Consider the following 16,641-nt stretch of genomic DNA (forward strand, 5'->3'; position numbering starts at 1 on the left):
AGGTGCCCAAAGGTCTTCCTGTCAGCCATCGCACTCGCAGCGCTCGTCATTTACTGGCTATGAGTCCTGACCCTAGTAGCCATGCAAATGCAGCGCGATCAATCGAACTGGTCCTTCGTGATGGTGCGGAAAATGATCTGTACGCTCGCGATGAAGCGCGGGGTTCGTTATCCTTATTTATGAAGCGTTTGTAGGCTCAAATCCAACAAAGGGTGATAATATGACGAATGCCGCTGATCTGCAGCCATTGGTAGACTCTCCAAGAGAAGATTTGGGAGCGGAATACAAGGCGTGGCTCGACCTATCACAGAATGATGGTCGGGCAACGCTGGCGAAAGCAGCGATTGCACTTGCTAATCATGGTGGAGGCTTTGTGGTTTTGGGCTTTGAGGAACAAGGCGAAAATCTTATCTCCACGGAAAGACCCGAAGGAACTCCTGAAGTTACCCAGGACGTGGTGAACGGAGTAATTCGCCGCTTTGCGACCCCCGAGTTTCACTGCGAAGTCCATTTTGTTCAAAGCGCAGCCAGTGGTGCCGAACATCCAGTTGTCTGCGTGCCGGGCGATCAAACGGAACCGGTGATGAGCAAACGGGATTGTGACGGAGTAATAATGCGCAATCGTTGCTACATACGAAAGCCAGGTCCCCGTAGCGAAGAGCCACAATCCAGCGAAGAATGGCGTGCTCTAATAAACCGGTGTGTCCGTGCGAGCCGAGAAGATATGCTTGAGGCTATTCGTTCGATAGTGTCCGGGCGGGTTGACGCGGTTGAACCTCCACCGGACGTACAGGAAGCGTTAGACCAATTCTCTGCAGCGGCAAATGGTAGATGGCAAGAGCTTTCTGCCTCACTCCCAGAAAACTCTCCCTCGCGGTTTCCCAATGGATTTTACGAGATGGGGTTTGCGCTAATAGGGAACGATCCCGCACAAAATCTTGCGAAAATTCAGGAACGGCTGCAGCAAGCTAGGCGCATTCGGATGACGGGTTGGGGGCCTTTTTTGGAGCTGAACCGGAATGAGTGGCAACCATACCCCCATGACGGCATGGTTGAAGCGTGGGTAGGGTGACCGGTTGCGGAACGGACATTGGCAGAGAATCCCTCACATTCCGACTTCTGGCGTGTTGACCGTTTCGGAAAGCTCTACACAATTCGTGGGTACACCGAAGACGGTCTCGAAACCACGCCAGCTGGGCAAGTCATTGATGTGACACTGCCGGTCTGGCGAGTAGGAGAAGCAATGTACTTTGCACTGCGGTATGCGGAACAGTTCGAGGATGTCGAGGCGATAGCAATTCGAGTTCGATTCACAGGACTGAATGAAAGAAGGCTCACCAGCATAACAGGACAGCGGATGATGATGGACTATCGGATCAGTCGAACTGATGAGGTTCTGTTGGAAACCACCGCCAGTCTCGTTCAGCTTCGCGACAATATGGTCGAGGTGATTCATTCCTTACTCATCCCTCTGTACGAGGTATTCAATTTCTTTCCCCTGTCACAGGCGCTTGTCGAAGAAGAATTGGAGCGTATGAAGCAAGGGCGCTTTTAAACGTTGACCTTGACGGCTTTGGTATTGTCGGAACGGATGTAGTTAGTTTTTATCTAAGCTGCCGACGCCGATGCGAAGTTTTCTCGCTTTGCTTGAGTTCCTGTGATCGTCCACGGGCGAGCCTCTCGTCCGCCTCGAGCTGGGGCCGGTCATGCGCAGCACTAGGTATGAAGGTCGGCTCTGAGCCGTTCGTCGTGTCGGGCCACGCCCTGCGGCCCGAACTTCGCAAATGTCGCTATCTGGGCAAAGCTGACAGCCGAACCCGCCGTCAGAACCACCAGAAATCCGTTCCCAGTTCGGAATGCTTCATCATGGGCGCTGTTTCTGCCTATCTTGATGTTTTTGCGCCATGTTTCGCATTCTTGGAAGCGTCCGCAGATTTTCCAGCCTATTTCCGAGATCCGGGCATGTTCGCAACACGGAGTTGGCCACCTTGGGGGCCAAAAAGCACGATTTTTTACGTTTCAAAGTGAAACTTGCCCATCAAAGTAACGGATGCTTCACCGGATCTGGCTAACGTGACCGCCTAGTTAGCATCCCAATCCTGCATTAGAATAGATAGGCAGCAATCATGCATCGGTTCTCAATCCGCACCCAAGTCTTCGCACTGGGAGGAACATTTGTTGCCATGCTTTTGGCAATCGCGATGACCTCCTGGTTCGTCAGCAATCGTCTGACAGACAGCATTCAGCAATCCCGTGAGGTGGTTGCCCAGCTGAAAAGCCTCGACGACATGAAGGAAGATATCGAGCAGGGCCTGGCCGATCTTTACTCCTATGCCTTGGGGGATGACCGTGGCCTGGACGGGCTGCGTGGCAACATTGAAGAGGTCGCCGTAGAGCTTGCCGCTGCGAAGGCACGTTTTGTCGATGTCGAGATGGACAATGCCCGGCAAGCAGATGTCTACGAGATCCTGATGGAACTGGTGCCAGCGGTGGAGGGTTTTCAGGGGGCGTTCGCCGGTCTGGCGAAAGCGGCTCCAGAGGCCCGCAAAGACCTGGCCTATAGCGATGTTGTTCCCAGAATTGTCCATCTGCGCGACACCATCAACGGTTTGCAGGATACCATTGGCGAACGCAGCCAGCTTGTCGAGCAGCAGATTTCCGATCAGAGCGCGAGCAGCGAAACACTCCTCTTCGTTGCCAATGTCGTCGCCATGGGCGCGGCCTTGGTTATGGCAATGGTGTTCGGCTATCTTCTGAGCCGTCCCATCGTGCAATCCGCCGATGCCGTGAACCGGCTGGTCGAGGAAGACTACGACAGCCCGATCGCAGGCACCTACCGGGGCGACGAGGTCGGAGAGATCGCGCGCAATCTGGAAAGCCTGCGCGACCGCCTGGCAAGTGCCAAGGAGGCCGAGGAAAAAACCCAACAGGAAAACGGCGCGCGGGTCGAACTGTTCCACGATTTGAGCATCGCCATGAGCAGTCTCAAGGCCGGGAACATGCAGCACCGGATTGAAACCGCCAAATGGGCAAGCCTGGGCGACAGCTACGAGCTGCTGTGCATCGACTTCAATGATCTGGCCACTGGACTGGCCGATCTGGTGGATCAGCTGCGCGGCAGCGCTGGCGCAGTGGAGCAAAGCGCCGAGGATCTCTCGGGCATGTCCGATGAGATGTCCCAACGGGCTGAAACACAGGCTGCAACCCTGGAGCAATCGGCGGCAGCGCTGGAACAGCTGTCCGCCAGCGTGAATTCCGCAGCGGAACAGGCCCAGTCGGCAGATGCCCTGGCTGCGGAAGGACGCGATCGGGCCCAGCAGGGCGGCCAGGTGATGGAGCAGGCCTTGCAGGCGATGACCTCGATCTCGGCGGCGTCGGAGAAGATCAGCCAGATTACCACCGTGATCGACGATATCGCCTTTCAGACCAGCCTTCTGGCCCTGAACGCAGGCGTCGAAGCGGCGCGCGCAGGCGAAGCCGGGCGCGGCTTTGCTGTCGTGGCCTCCGAAGTGCGCAACCTTGCTCTTCTTGCGGCGAAGTCTGCGAATGAAATCAAGGATCTGGTCGGCATCAGCGCGAAAGAGATCTCAGATGGCGAGCTTCTGGTTCAGGCCACCGGCAAGACGCTTGCGGAGATCGTCGAAAGCGTCACCAGCGTCTCGGAACTGGTGTCCGCCATCGCCGCCTCGGCCACGGAGCAGGCGTCGGGGCTGCAGGAAATCAACGTCGGTGTGTCGCAACTGGACCAGGTCACACAGCAGAATGCGGCAATGGTGCAGGAAACCAGTTCCGCCAGCCAGAAGATGAAGAGCGAGGCTTCGCGTCTTGCGGAACTGCTGCAGCGCTTTTCCGATACGAAGAACGATCAGAAACGGGTGGCTTGACTGTGGTAGCGTCACAGCCAGCAAGGGGGCCTCGGCCATCTACTGCCACGCTGTGACGTTTTCCCGCTCCCTGTTTCAAACCTGTTTCAACGCCCCCGGGCCGCCGCACCCGGGGGCGTTTTTGACTGCCGTCGAGAGCGGCTTTTCAGCATTCGCCTTCGGATCTGCCACCCCATTTAATCGGGGGCAGGGCCGCCATTGGGCCTGCAATGGGGCGTGTCCCAAGCAACCGGTTGCGGGTGCGGCTTGCGCAGGCTCTAACGCTCCCGCGCGGGGCTGCGCAGGGGCGCGCGGCTGCGGTCGTTGCCGGCATCTGTCGCCTTTTGCAGAAGCCGCATGAACTGCTCCTTTTCCTCGGCATTCAGCCCGGTCAGAATCTCGCCCTGAACCGCATCGACCAAGGGTTGGACCTGGGCCAGCACCTGCAGGCCCACCTCGGTGACCTCAAGCTGGCGGGCACGGCGGTCCGTGGGGCTGATGCTGCGGTCAATCAAGCCTTTGCTCTCCAACCGGTCGATGACCTTGCCCAATGTTGCCCGGTCATAGGCGATCAGCCCCGCAACCGAGGCCTGGTCAATACCGGGATTGGAGCAAATGGCCCGGAGCGCGGCATATTGCACAGGGGTGAGATCGATCTTATGGGCAGCAACCGTTTCGGCGAACTGTGCCACTGAAATCTGGTGCAGGCGGCGGATCAGGTGGCCGGGGAACCGGTGCAACTCCAACGTGTGGGGGTCATCGTCTGGCATGGTCATAGAGGAATTTCGGCTCTTTTGGATCTTATCCTGCGCTTTGAGAATAAAGCAGAAAAGGCGGCAAATGGCCACAATTACTGTGGCCGATGCCCGGTTCCGCCACTTGATGTTGAAAAGCCACTTTTCCTGGCGCGTGGGCCGGGATAGATCTGTCCAATGGCTTTGAGTTTCTCTTCCCTGCAGGACATGTTCGACCACGGTCATGACAGCGTGATCGATGTGCGCAGCCCTGCGGAATTCGCCGAAGATCATGTGCCGGGTGCCATCAACTTGCCGGTTCTCAGCAATGAGGAACGCGCGGAGGTCGGGACGATCTACGTGCAGCAAAGCCCTTTCCTGGCGCGCAAGATCGGCGCCGCCATGGTGTTTCGCAATGCGGCCCGTCACATCGAAGAGACCCTGAGCCAGCAGGAAGGTGGCTGGCGTCCGCTGGTCTATTGCTGGCGCGGCGGCCAGCGGTCGGGCAGCTTCACCTATCTGTTGCAGCAGATCGGCTGGCGGGCCGAGATGATCAAGGGCGGGTATCAATCCTATCGGCGGCTGGTCCACGCCATGCTCTATGAGACCGATCTGCCTCATCGGCTGGTGCTGCTGGATGGCTACACCGGCACCGCGAAGACCGACCTCTTACAGCACGTGGCGGAGGCGGGCGGTCAGGTCCTGGATCTGGAAGCCATGGCCAATCACCGGGGATCGCTCCTGGGGGATATGCCCGGGGATCAACCCAGCCAGAAGGCCTTTGAATCCGCCCTTGCCGGGGCCCTGGTGCGGCTTGATCCTGCGCGCCCGGTGCTGGTAGAGGCGGAATCGAACAAGATCGGTGCGCGCATCATTCCGCCCGCGCTGTGGTCGCTGATGAAACAGGCCCCCCGCATCGAGCTGAGCGCCCCGGTCGAAGAACGCTGCCGCTACCTGATGCGCAGCTACCGCGACAGCCTGCCGGAGCCAGAGGCCCTGTCGGAAACGCTGGATCGGCTGCGCGCGCATCGCTCCAACGCGGTTGTCGATGGCTGGCAGGAGTTACTGGCAACCGGGGATATGGCCGGTTTGGCAAGCTCCCTGATGGTGCAACATTACGATCCAGCCTATCAAAGTTCCCGCCGTCACATCGGTGCGGGAGTGATGGCGGAGGTTGCGCTGGACAGCCTGGAGCCGACGGCGCTTTGCGCGGCGGCTGGCACGGTGCTGAAGCATCTTGATGCCGTGCAGGGGCTGCGGCCAGACATGGAGCCTAGCGCAGAATGATCTGACCGGCGCCCGCCACGACCTGGCCGATGATCGCGGCCTGATGGCCCGCCTTTTGCAGCTGTGCAACCGCATCTGCGGCCTTGTCCCGGGGCAAGGCCGCCAGCAGGCCACCGGCGGTCTGCGGATCAAACAGCAGATCCTGGGCACCGCTGGTGCTCCAGTCGGGCAACAGAGCTGCATTTTCCGGGAACAGCGACGAGCGGATACCCCTTTCAGCCAGGACAGCCGCGCCCTCCATCAGCGGGATCGCATCGAAGCTGAGTTCCGCGCTGACGCCGGAGGCTTCGCAGATCCCAAGCAGATGCCCGGCGAGGCCAAAACCGGTGACATCGGTCATCGCATTGGCATCGGGTGACAGGACCTGAGAGGGTACAGCCTGTGACAGTTGCATCTGGGCAAGTGCTGCCGCGATCCAGGCGCCCTCGGCCTGGGTGGCCATCTCGGCCGCCATGATCACTCCGGATCCAATCGGTTTCGTCAGCACCAGCGCATCGCCGGGCCGTGCGCCCGCCAGCGTCACCGGATCGCGCGTAGACAGCCCGGTGACGGTGAAACCCACGGTCAGCTCATCCCCAAGCGAGGTATGCCCGCCGATGATTTCGGCTCCGGCGTCGCGCATCACGCTGCGGGCGGCCGCCATGATTTCTACCAGGGTACGCTGTTGCAGGGCGGGCGCCAGGCGCGGCAGGATCAGGTTTGCGGTGGCCGCCTGGGGGGCTGTCCCCATGGCCCAGATATCGCCAAGCGCATGCACTGCCGCAATGCGGGCCATCACGTAGGGGTCGTTGGTAAAGGCGCGCAGATGGTCGGTGCTGATCACCTGGCGGGTGGATCCCATGGTCAGAAGGGCGGCGTCATCGCCGGGCAGCGGCGTGATGTCGTCGCGTGTGCTGCTGCCGGTCGTGTTGCCCAATGCGGCGCGCAAGGCCCCCCGTCCGGCCTTGGCGCCACAGCCGCCGCACATGGGCTTATCACCAAGCACAAAGGGCAGGTCCTCGGTGTGTTCTGCAGGCAGCTCGGGCGCTTCCATCTGCGGCAGGCTGCGGAATTGCTCCATGAAACTCTGGTCGATCCGATCCTTCCAGCGCCAGACATATTTCCCGGCAAAGAGCGTGCCAAATCGTTCCCCCAGGGCCTCTTTCTGCCCCATGGAGATCAGCTTGAGATAATCCTTTTGCGGTCGGTAGCTGCGCATGGGGTCGCCGGTTGCGGCAGCCCGCAGGTTGTGCAGCAGGATCGGTGCCTGGCGCACCGCATAGACGCCGGCCTTGGGGCGCGGGGCATAGGCCAGATGGGCGCAATCCCCGGCGGCAAACACCGCCGGATCCGAGGTCTGCAGGGTGTCAGAGACCGTGAGGAACCCCTGGTGGTGATCCAAGCCACTGTCTGCCAGCCAATCATGGGGGCGTGCTCCTGCGGCTCCGGTGGTGAAATCCGACAGGATTTCACGGCCACTGTCGAGTTCGATACGGTCGGGGTGAATGCGGGCAACCCGGGCGTTTTCGATCAGGGTGACACCCTGTTCGGCAAAGGCGCGGCGCAGACGGCCACGGATGCCGTCGCTGGCGGTGCCCAGGACCTCTCCGCTGTCGATCAGGGTCGCCTGCGCCAGGCGGTCCCGGACCCGCAGGGCATGGGCCATGGCCAGCACCAGCTCCGCCCCGGCAACACCCCCTCCGATCACCGAAATGCGCGCCGGGCCGTCACCCTCCCTAAAGGCGGCCCATTTCTGGGCAAAGACACCCAGCGGTTTTGCCGGAACGGCGTGGTCCTGGAAACCGGCCAGATCCGGCATTTCCGAGGTGATCCCCACATCGACCGAGGCCAGATCGAAGGCGATATCTGGGCGCCCCGACACCTGTACTGTGCGGGCGACGGGATCCAAGCCTACGGCGCTCCCCAGCACCAAACGCGCGCCTGCAAAGCGCGCCAGACGCACCAGATCGATGTCGAGATCAGCCCGGTCGTAATGGCCTGCGACGAAGCCGGGCAGCATGCCCGAATAGGGGGCGGTGGGGCCGGGGTTGATCAGGGTGAGCCGGGCGCCGGGCAGCGGGCGCATGCCCCATTTCAGGAGTACCAGCGCATGGGCGTGGCCGCCGCCGATCAGCACCACATCCTTGGTCTGGGGCAGGCGGGGCGTATCCATGGCGTGGTCTTTCGAAACTATTTGGCCGACAGGTCGCTCAGGTCCCCGTCGGGGTGTCGTCCTGCGGTGTGTTATGCGTGGACCAGATTGCGTCTTTTCCGGCCGGAGGCAAGGTGCCTGTCTGCTCGCGCCGGTGAATGTGAACCTTGGCGATGAAATGCGCGGTGACCGGGGCGGTCAGGAACAAGAACAGGGTGATCATCAGCTCGTGCAGGGACAGGTGTCCCTCAATGGCGATGGCATGGGCAATCGAGGCCAGAAGAACGCCGCCCACACCCAGCGTTGTCAATTTGGTGGGGGCATGCAGGCGCGACATCGGATCGTTCAGCTTCAAAAGCCCGTAGGATCCCAGCAGGCCGAAGAAGCCGGCCATCAGCAGAAAGGCTGTGATCAGTATCTCAATGAACATGTCGATGCACCTCACTCGATGATATTGCCGCGCAGGATGAAGCGCGCATAGGCCACGGTGGAGACAAAGCCGAGCATGGCAATCAGCATCGCCGCCTCGAAAAAGATCTCGGTTCCCAGCGCCAGACCGTAAAGAACCATCAGCGCGATGGCATTGATGAACATGGTATCCAGCGCCAGGATGCGGTCGGCCACGGTGGTGCCGAACATCACCTTCCAGAGGTTCATCAAAAGGGCCATCGCAAAGCAGAGAAAGGCAAACAGGGCCGCAGCTTCAATCATTCGAAAATCTCCATCAGGCGGCGCTCGTAACGCTGTTTGATCGCGTCCCGCTGGGCATCGGTGTCGTCGCAATCCAGGCAATGAACCAACAGGGCATGCCCCTCGGCCGACAGATCCGCCGAGACGGTGCCCGGTGTCATGGTGATGGTGCCCGCCAGAACGGTGATCGCCTCAGGCGTGCGCAGATCCAGCGGGATGGCGATCCAGGCTGGGCGCCGGTCCGCGTTTGATTTGAACAGGACAATCCGCGCCACGGTGATATTGGCAATCACGATGTCCCACAGCACCAGAAGGATATAGGCGGCGATCTTCATCGGGTGTTTGATGCGCACTTGCTTCTGCCAGAAGGGCTGGGTCAGGAAGGGGATCAACAGGCCCAGCAGGAAGCCGAAGACCAGCGAGTTCAGCGTGAAACTGTTGACGGTCAGAACCCAGGTCAGCGTCAGCACCAGGGTCAGGATCGGATGAGGAAGCAGTCGGTGCAGCAGTTTCATTTTCCAGCCCTCTCCAACACGGTTTCAAGGTAGGCATCCGGTGCAAATAGCTGCGCCGCCGTGGCCTCGGCATAGCTCATCATCGGCCCGGCAAGGATCGTCAGCAGGATCAGCGCGGCAAGGAGGCCGAAACAGGCCACGAAGGGCAGGGCCGAGTTGGAGCTTGTCGCTTGGACCGGCGGGGGCGTTGCGCCTTTGTCCACGGTGTGTGTCTGCGGGGACAGCCCATGGCTTTTCCAGAAGATCAGACTGCCTGCACGCGCCAGGCCGATGATGGTGACCAGCGAGGAGACCAGGATCACACCCCAGATCCACCAGACCAGATCATGGCCGCGCGCGGCATCCATCACCAGAAGCTTGCCGATGAAGCCCGACAGCGGCGGCATCCCGGCCAGGGCAATGGCACCGGCAAAGAACAGCGCGGCGATCAGCCCGCTTTGCGCCATCACGGGTTTGGCGGCAATCTCGCCGCCCTGACGTTCCATCACCATGTCGGCGATTAGGAACAGCAGCGCTGCGGCCAGAGTCGAATGCACGGTGTAGTAAAGCGCGGCGGCCACCGCTTCGGGGGTGAACAGCGCGACAGCGGTCAGAAGCGTCCCCATCGAGGAGATGGCGCCAAAGGCCATCAGCCGGCCGATCTCACGCGCGCCCAGGATCCCGATGGCACCCACGGCCAGGGTAATCAGCGCGGCAGGCAGCAGCCAGTCTCCGGCAAGGCCCGCGGTCACTTCCACCTCGGGACCAAAGACCAATGTGTAGACGCGCAGGATCGCGTAGGCGCCGACCTTGGTCATGATCGCAAACAGCGCTGCGACCGGCAGCGGCGCATTGGCATAGGAGGCAGGTAGCCAGAAATGCAGCGGCAGAACCGCAGCCTTGATCGCAAAGACCAACAAGAGCAGCATGGCGCCAACGCGCAGCAATGCGGTATCCTCGGCCGGTAGCTCGGCCACGCGCACTGCAAGGTCCGCCATGTTGAGTGTGCCGGTCACCGCATAAAGCGTTCCCAGGGCAAACAGGAACAGGGTCGAGCCGAGGAGATTATAGACCACATATTGCACTCCGGCCTGGAACCGCCGGGCGCCGCCTGCATGGATCATCAGCCCGTAGGAGGCGATCAGCAGCACTTCGAAGAAGACAAAAAGGTTGAAGGCATCGCCGGTCAGAAAGGCGCCGATGATGCCCATCAGCTGGAACTGGAACAGGGCGTGGAAATTGGCGCCCCGCGCATCCCAGCCGGTGCCGATGGCATAGAGCAGCACGGCCAGCGCCAGAACCGCGGTCAGCACGATCATCATCGCCGACAGGCGGTCCAGGACCAGAACGATGCCAAAGGGCGCAGGCCAGTTGCCCAGCTCATAGACCTGCACGGTGCCGTCAGCGGCCTGGATCGCCAGCGCCAGGCTGATCAGGGCAATGCCGACCGTGCTGGCAGTCGAGAAGATGCGTTTCAGGTCGATATGGTAGCGCAGCACCATGATGATGAAGGGGGCAACAATCGCCGGCAGGAGAATGGGCGCGATCAGCAGATGATTCATGCGTCCTCTCCCGTCTTGGCAGCATCGTCGTCCAGCATGTCGATCCGGTCATCCTGCGCCGAGAGATAGGCCGCAAGCGCGATCATCACCACTACGGCCGTCATCCCGAAGGAGATCACGATCGCGGTCAGAACCAGCGCCTGGGGCAGCGGATCGGTATAGGCGACCTCTGCGTATTTGTTGAGGATGGGCGGGGCATTGACCATCAGACGACCGGTGGCGAACAAGAAGACATTCACCGCATAGGTGACCAGCGACAGCCCCAGGATCACCGGGAAGGTGCGTCTGCGCAGGATCAGATAGACCCCGGCAGCGGTCAGCAGGCCAACAGCGGAAGCAACCAGAAGTTCCATGCTCAGACCTCGTTTTCTTTCTTGGGCTCGTCATCACGGGCCGGGTTGATATCCATGGCGTGTTCCGAAGAAATCCCCGGTTGCCAGGCAAAGCGTGACAGGCTTTCAAGCGCCAGCAGCACGGCACCGACCACGGCGAGGAAGACGCCAAGGTCGAACAGGGCGGCGGTGGCCCATTCGAACTCGTTCAGCGGCGGCCAGTGGAGATAGCCAAAGGCGGATGTCAGGAAGGGCAGGTCGTTGAACCAGGCGCCGATCCCGGTCGCGGCGGCAATCAAAACGCCGGAGCCGATGATGCCATGGTAGTAGAAACGCTGCCGTTCGGAGGTCCAGGAAAAGCCCGATGCCATATATTGCATGATCACCGCAATCGCCGCGATCAGGCCGGCGATGAAGCCGCCTCCGGGCAGGTTGTGGCCGCGGAAGAAGATATAGGCCGCGATCATCAGGGCCAGCGGCATCATCACCCGGGTGGCAACCACCATCATCATCGGGTGGGCATCGCCCGCCTGTGGCAGATCCGGTTTGCGGTTCAGCAGGTAGGCGCGCACCCGGCTGCCGAGAACCGCCTCGGTCAGGGCGTAGATCACCATTGCCGCGATACCCAGCACGATGATCTCGCCAAAGGTGTCAAAGCCACGGAAATCGACCAGGATCACATTCACCACATTGGTGCCACCGCCGCCCTTGTAGGAATTGGCGAGGTGGAATTCCGAGATCGGGGGGGCTGCGAAATCGCGCATCATCAGCGCATAGATCAGCCCGCCGGAGCCAATCCCTGCCACCACCGCGATGGCGCCGTCGCGCAGGCGGGTCAGGGCCGGGGTCTCGACCGGAGTTTCCTTGGGCATGAAGTTCAGCGCCAGGAGCATCAACACGATGGTCACCACCTCGACCGACAGCTGGGTCAGGGCCAGGTCGGGGGCCGAGAGGTAGTTGAACGACATCGACACCACGAGGCCGACAACACCGACCAGGATCAGCGCCAATAGGCGATTGCGGTGGCGGGCGACGATCATCAGGGTCGCCAGAACCAGGCTCAGCCAGCCGAGGGCTGGAATGGGCTCAATGGCTTGCAGCGCACGGGTGGCCGGTCCGGTTGTGCCACTTTCATAGGCGTACCAGCCCAGGGCCAGGGTGAAGGCAACCATGATGGCGCCATAGCGCGTGATCGCACCATTGTGCAGCCCGTCTGTGATCCCCTTGGCCAGCCGTGCCAGCGCCTCCATCACGGCATCGAAAATCACCTTTGCCTCAGGCCGCGGCGCCGCGTTCCAGGCGCGCATTACCGGGCCGTGGGCGGCCAGCAACAGCGCGCCGCCCGCAACGGCGACGATCGACATGTAAAGCGCGGGCGTGAACCCGTGCCAGAGTTTCAGCGAATAGTACGGAAGTTCTCCGCCGCCGATCACCGCACCGGCCGCGACCGCCACCAAGGGCCCCGCGAGTTTGGCCGAGAACAGCCCGATCAGGATGACCAGCGTGATCAGAGCGGCAGGCGCCAGCCACAGGCCCGCTCCGGGATCATGGGGATGGCCCGGGTAGTCGTCGCGTTTGGGGCCAAAGAAGACATGTACGATGAAGCGGAAGGAATAGGCGGCAGAGAACAGGGCCGCAATCAGTGCAAGGCCGGGCACAAAGTAGTGAGAGCCAGCCCAAACGGTGTGAACGGTTTCCTCCAGCATCATCTCTTTCGACAGGAAGCCGTTGAAGGGGGGAATGCCCGCCATCGACAGGGCTGCGACCAGCGCGATGGTAAAGGTCACCGGCATCAGGTGGCGCAGACCGCCCAGGCGCTTGATATCGCGGGTATGCGCCTCGTGATCGACGATCCCGGCCGACATGAACAGCGCCGCCTTGAAGGTGGCATGGTTGATGATGTGGAAGACGGCGATCACCGCCGCGAGTTTGGTGCCGAACCCCAGGAGCATGGTGATTAGCCCCAGGTGGCTGACGGTAGAAAAGGCCAGAAGACCCTTCAGATCATCCTTGAAGAGGGCAATCACCGCACCCAGGGCCATGGTTACAAGGCCGGTGGTCGCCACGATGTAGAACCACTCGGGCGTGCCCGCCAGAACCGGCCACATCCGCGCCATCAGGAACAGGCCTGCCTTCACCATGGTGGCCGAGTGCAGATAGGCCGAGACCGGCGTCGGTGCGGCCATGGCATGGGGCAGCCAGAAATGGAACGGGAACTGCGCCGATTTGGTGAAACAGCCGATCAGGATCAGGATCAGCGCGGGCAGATACAGGGGGGAGGCCTGGATCAGATCCTTGTTCTGCAAAATGACGCTCAGGTCATAGGACCCCGCGATATGGCCCAGGATCAGCATGCCCCCGATCATGGCAAGGCCGCCCGATCCGGTAATGGTCAGTGCCATGCGCGCGCCCTGGCGCCCTTCGGGCAGGTGTTTCCAATAGCCGATCAACAGGAAGGACGACAGCGATGTCAGCTCCCAGAAAATCAGCAACAGCAGGATGTTGTCAGACAGAACGATCCCCACCATCGCGCCCTGGAACAGCAAGAGATAGGTGTAGAACTGCCCCATCGGATCCTCGCGCGACAGGTAGAACCGCGCATAGAGGATGATCAGCAGGCCGATACCAAGGATCAGCGTGGCAAAGAGGAAGCCCAGCCCATCCAGGAAGAAGTTCGCATTCAGTCCCAATCCCGGCAGCCAGTCGAAACGGGCGGTGATGACCTCTCCGCTGAACACCGCCGGAGCGTGCAACAACAGCCCGGCAAAGGCCAGGAATGTGGTCAGACCGGCAGCGGAGGCCGACGCGTTGCGGCCCGCTCTGATCAAGAGAGCAGGGAATACGGCGCCAAGAAAGGGCAGGGCCGCAATCAGAAACAGGGACACGTGCAGTTCTCCCGAGTTGGCGCTAGGCGCATTTTACTTTGCCTAAGCAATTTTTCATTTTTTTGCCAGTCCGCAGGCGCCATTCTGTCGGTAAACGTGCATTTCGGACTGGAGATATTGGGTGTCGCCATCAGATGGGGCCGGAGGGGCGAGTTGACAAGATTTTGAATAGTCAAAATTCCTCTGGTGTGCAGAAGGGTCACGCAAATGCCGGAAATGGGCTAAGATAGGCGCCATGTCGGCAGTGTGGAGCGCACAGTCTGACAGAGCGGATGGGGAGAGATGCCGATGCAGTCACCACGGGTAAAAGCGACCGGTCGGGCGGAGGGGCGCGGCACAGTCCTGTCGCGCCGAAACTTCATCGTTTTGGCGGGTCTTGCTGTCACTGGCGCAACTGCGGGCGCCCTGATCTGGCGCTTCCAGCCTGCACCCGATCACGACCAGCCGCGTCTGTCGGTGGCAGAGGCCTTTGCCGGTGCGGGATCGGGCCAGATCACCCTGGTGGACATCCGCACGCCGCGCGAGTGGCGCAGCACCGGGGTTCCGGTGGGCAGCATCCAGATCGACATGCGGCGTGACGATTTCACCGAGGCCCTGTCCGCGGCGCTGCAGGGGGATCGCTCGGCGCCGGTGGCATTGATATGTGCCCGCGGCGTGCGCTCTGCGCGAATGGTGCGGCAGCTGGCAGAGGCGGGGTTTTCGCAGATTATCGATGTGCCCGAAGGCATGCTGGGCTCGCGAGCCGGTCCCGGCTGGATCGCGGGCAACCTGCCCGTGGCCCGCTGGCAGGGATAGGGCCACAGCCCATATATCACTCCGCGGCGGAGTGTTCAGCGGATTGCCCAGAGAAATAGGCTGCCATTGCCCTGCGATACCCTTGGGCTGTTTCGATGATCTGCGGCCTCACAAAGGTCTCGCGCGAGCCCATCCAGAGGGCAAGGGACGCGGGCGGATGCAGGCCAGAGAGCGCCGACAGGGGGATCGCAAGGGCAAGCGAGATCGCAATGGGCACCAGCCATAGCGACACCAGCCCCGCCACAATCCCGGCGCTCAGCAGCAGACCGCACAGGGTTTCCAGCACATGGGTGAGTGCCACGGTCCTCAGGCGATAGTGACCACCATCCCTTGCCTGGGGCGCCCAGCCTCGTTGCAGCCGCAAGGCGCTGCGGAAGACCGCGATCATCTGCTGCACCATCAGGATCGGCGCATAGAGGATGGCCAGCAGGATTTCCGAGAGGAACGACAGGGTGAATTGCACTGCGCCGCCAAAATCCGAAAGCCGCCTGCCGCTCATGCGTACCGCGACGATGGCCAGGATCTTTGGCGCCAGAAGCATGGCATAGATCACCAGGATCACCGCCACATGGCGAGGTTCCGACATGTCCGGCCAGGAGGGGCGCAGCGGATTGGCCGGGCTGAAATACTCAAGCGCCGAGGTCTCCTTGCCCTTGCCGATCAAGGCCCAGATCACCAGCAGTGCAAACCAGATCGGCGCCATCAGATAGCCGATGGCCCCATGCAGCAGATGAAAGCGCGACACCGCCTTGAACCCCCGGGCCGCCAGCAGGTTCAGGTGCTGCAGGTTGCCCTGGCACCAGCGCCGATCCCGCAGGATATGGTCGATCAGGGTTTGTGGCGTCTCCTCGTAGGAGCCTTCGATCCAGGGCATGAAACGCACGCTCCACCCGGCCCGGCCTCAACGAAATCATGGCTCATGATCTGGGTGGCACCGCCGAACAGGCGCCGCAGCGGCGGCAGGCCGGCACAGGCCGCAAAGGCGCGGGTGCGCAGGATCGCGTTGTGTCCCCAGTAGTTGCCGTCGCTGCCGACCCAGGCTGCCAGCCCTTCGGCCATGGCGAGACCATAGACCCCATTGGCAAATTGCTGCATGCGCCCAAAGACGGATCTGGCTTCGATCAGTTGCGGAAAGCTCTGGATCAGCCCGGCGCCGGGGTCGCGCGCCAGGGCATCGGCCAGCTCGGCAATGGCGCGCCCGGTCATCAGGCTGTCGGCATCCAGCACCAGCATGGCCTCGTATCCCGCGCCCCAGCGCCGCACCCAATCGGCAATGTTGCCCGCCTTCCGACCCGTGTTCTGCGCCCGACGCCGATAATAGAGCCGGATGCCGGGGGGCAGGGTGGTTTGCAGGACTTCCACATGATGTTGCTCCAGCGCGCCGATCCGATCGTCGCGCGTGTCGGAGAGGATGAACATCGCATAGTCGTGCTGGCCGCCCCAGGCGTATAGATCGTCCAGCATGGTGCGGGCATTGGCGCAGACGCTGGCGGGGTCTTCGTTGTGGACGGGCACCAATAGCGCAACCTTCATCGCCTCTGCCGTATCCGGACCGCTGATGTGCTGCCCAAGCTGACGGCGCCACAGGCGGAAAAGACCCAGCAACACGGTCGAGACCGAAAAGGAGATCCAGAAGAAGTTGAAGGCAATCAGGACCAGCAGCAGCACTTCCAGGCCCATGAAACCGTCCTTGGCGAACCAGCCGTGCATGACAAGGCTCAAGCCTGCCGTCGCGATCATCGCAGGCGAAAAGGCGATCAGCCGCCAGAGCGCCACCTGCCGTTGCGGTTTTGCCTGCGGTGCGGTGTGGTCTCGAAAGGCGGTGGCAAAATCCTGGTCCGGCATCTCCAGCGGTTGCTCGGGGGGGA

Annotated in this window: 14 protein-coding genes and 1 pseudogene; 6 read left to right on the top strand and 9 right to left on the bottom strand. The window is 61.5% G+C overall.

The annotated features are described in order from the left end of the window. The 4 genes from PXK07_RS08855 to PXK07_RS08870 all read left to right on the top strand — a co-directional run. Positions 1-194: hypothetical protein (locus tag PXK07_RS08855; RefSeq protein WP_274847868.1), on the top strand; the 194-nt coding region annotated here is incomplete at its 5' end. Between the two features lie 26 nt (positions 195-220). After that, positions 221-1,072 (top strand): RNA-binding domain-containing protein, encoded by an 852-nt coding sequence (locus tag PXK07_RS08860; RefSeq protein WP_274847869.1) that lies wholly within the window; start codon positions 221-223, stop codon positions 1,070-1,072. An 18-nt stretch (positions 1,073-1,090) separates the two neighbouring features. Continuing rightward, positions 1,091-1,555: a hypothetical protein gene (locus tag PXK07_RS08865; protein WP_274847870.1), complete on the top strand. Its 465-nt coding sequence runs from the start codon at positions 1,091-1,093 to the stop codon at positions 1,553-1,555. Positions 1,556-2,183: 628 nt separating this feature from the next. Continuing rightward, positions 2,184-3,884: a methyl-accepting chemotaxis protein gene (locus PXK07_RS08870; protein ID WP_274847871.1), complete on the top strand. Its 1,701-nt coding sequence runs from the start codon at positions 2,184-2,186 to the stop codon at positions 3,882-3,884. Between the two features lie 257 nt (positions 3,885-4,141). Here PXK07_RS08870 and PXK07_RS08875 read toward each other — a convergent pair whose 3' ends face one another. Then, positions 4,142-4,639: a MarR family winged helix-turn-helix transcriptional regulator gene (locus PXK07_RS08875; protein WP_342455866.1), complete on the bottom strand. Its 498-nt coding sequence runs from the start codon at positions 4,637-4,639 to the stop codon at positions 4,142-4,144. Between the two features lie 156 nt (positions 4,640-4,795). On the opposite strand from PXK07_RS08875, the gene mnmH reads away from it, so the two are divergent. After that, positions 4,796-5,884: a tRNA 2-selenouridine(34) synthase MnmH gene (gene mnmH, locus PXK07_RS08880; RefSeq protein ID WP_274847872.1), complete on the top strand. Its 1,089-nt coding sequence runs from the start codon at positions 4,796-4,798 to the stop codon at positions 5,882-5,884. Here the strand turns inward: mnmH and selD are convergent. The 7 genes from selD to PXK07_RS08915 are packed head-to-tail and all read right to left on the bottom strand — an operon-like array spanning position 5,871 to position 13,978. Then, the gene (gene selD / locus PXK07_RS08885) at positions 5,871-8,036 is read right to left on the bottom strand and encodes a selenide, water dikinase SelD (protein ID WP_274847873.1); all 2,166 of its coding nucleotides are present in this window, start codon (positions 8,034-8,036) and stop codon (positions 5,871-5,873) included. The genes mnmH and selD overlap by 14 nt on opposite strands. A 37-nt stretch (positions 8,037-8,073) precedes the next feature. Further along, positions 8,074-8,451, bottom strand: a complete 378-nt coding sequence (locus tag PXK07_RS08890) for a Na+/H+ antiporter subunit G (RefSeq protein ID WP_274847993.1) — start codon at positions 8,449-8,451, stop codon at positions 8,074-8,076. A gap of 5 nt (positions 8,452-8,456) precedes the next feature. Then, the gene (locus PXK07_RS08895; protein ID WP_274847874.1) at positions 8,457-8,726 is read right to left on the bottom strand and encodes a K+/H+ antiporter subunit F; all 270 of its coding nucleotides are present in this window, start codon (positions 8,724-8,726) and stop codon (positions 8,457-8,459) included. Further along, positions 8,723-9,220 carry a Na+/H+ antiporter subunit E gene (locus PXK07_RS08900; RefSeq protein WP_274847875.1) on the bottom strand — a complete coding sequence of 166 codons (498 nt, stop codon included), beginning with the start codon at positions 9,218-9,220 and terminating at the stop codon, positions 8,723-8,725. The genes PXK07_RS08895 and PXK07_RS08900 overlap by 4 nt, the downstream gene beginning before the upstream one ends. Then, the gene (locus PXK07_RS08905; protein ID WP_274847876.1) at positions 9,217-10,761 is read right to left on the bottom strand and encodes a monovalent cation/H+ antiporter subunit D; all 1,545 of its coding nucleotides are present in this window, start codon (positions 10,759-10,761) and stop codon (positions 9,217-9,219) included. The genes PXK07_RS08900 and PXK07_RS08905 overlap by 4 nt, the downstream gene beginning before the upstream one ends. Then, complete coding sequence (locus PXK07_RS08910) at positions 10,758-11,114, bottom strand: Na+/H+ antiporter subunit C (RefSeq protein WP_274847877.1); 357 nt, start codon at positions 11,112-11,114, stop codon at positions 10,758-10,760. The genes PXK07_RS08905 and PXK07_RS08910 overlap by 4 nt, the downstream gene beginning before the upstream one ends. A 2-nt stretch (positions 11,115-11,116) precedes the next feature. After that, positions 11,117-13,978: a monovalent cation/H+ antiporter subunit A gene (locus PXK07_RS08915; RefSeq protein ID WP_274847878.1), complete on the bottom strand. Its 2,862-nt coding sequence runs from the start codon at positions 13,976-13,978 to the stop codon at positions 11,117-11,119. A gap of 288 nt (positions 13,979-14,266) precedes the next feature. Between PXK07_RS08915 and PXK07_RS08920 the strand changes: the two genes are divergently transcribed. Beyond that, positions 14,267-14,773, top strand: a complete 507-nt coding sequence (locus PXK07_RS08920; RefSeq protein ID WP_274847879.1) for a rhodanese-like domain-containing protein — start codon at positions 14,267-14,269, stop codon at positions 14,771-14,773. A 16-nt stretch (positions 14,774-14,789) separates the two neighbouring features. Here PXK07_RS08920 and mdoH read toward each other — a convergent pair. Further along, positions 14,790-16,618, bottom strand: a pseudogene (gene mdoH, locus PXK07_RS08925) (glucans biosynthesis glucosyltransferase MdoH). Positions 16,619-16,641 lie beyond the last annotated feature (23 nt).

The sequence above is a fragment of the Phaeobacter sp. QD34_24 genome (assembly GCF_028890115.1).
GTDB lineage: Bacteria > Pseudomonadota > Alphaproteobacteria > Rhodobacterales > Rhodobacteraceae > Phycobacter.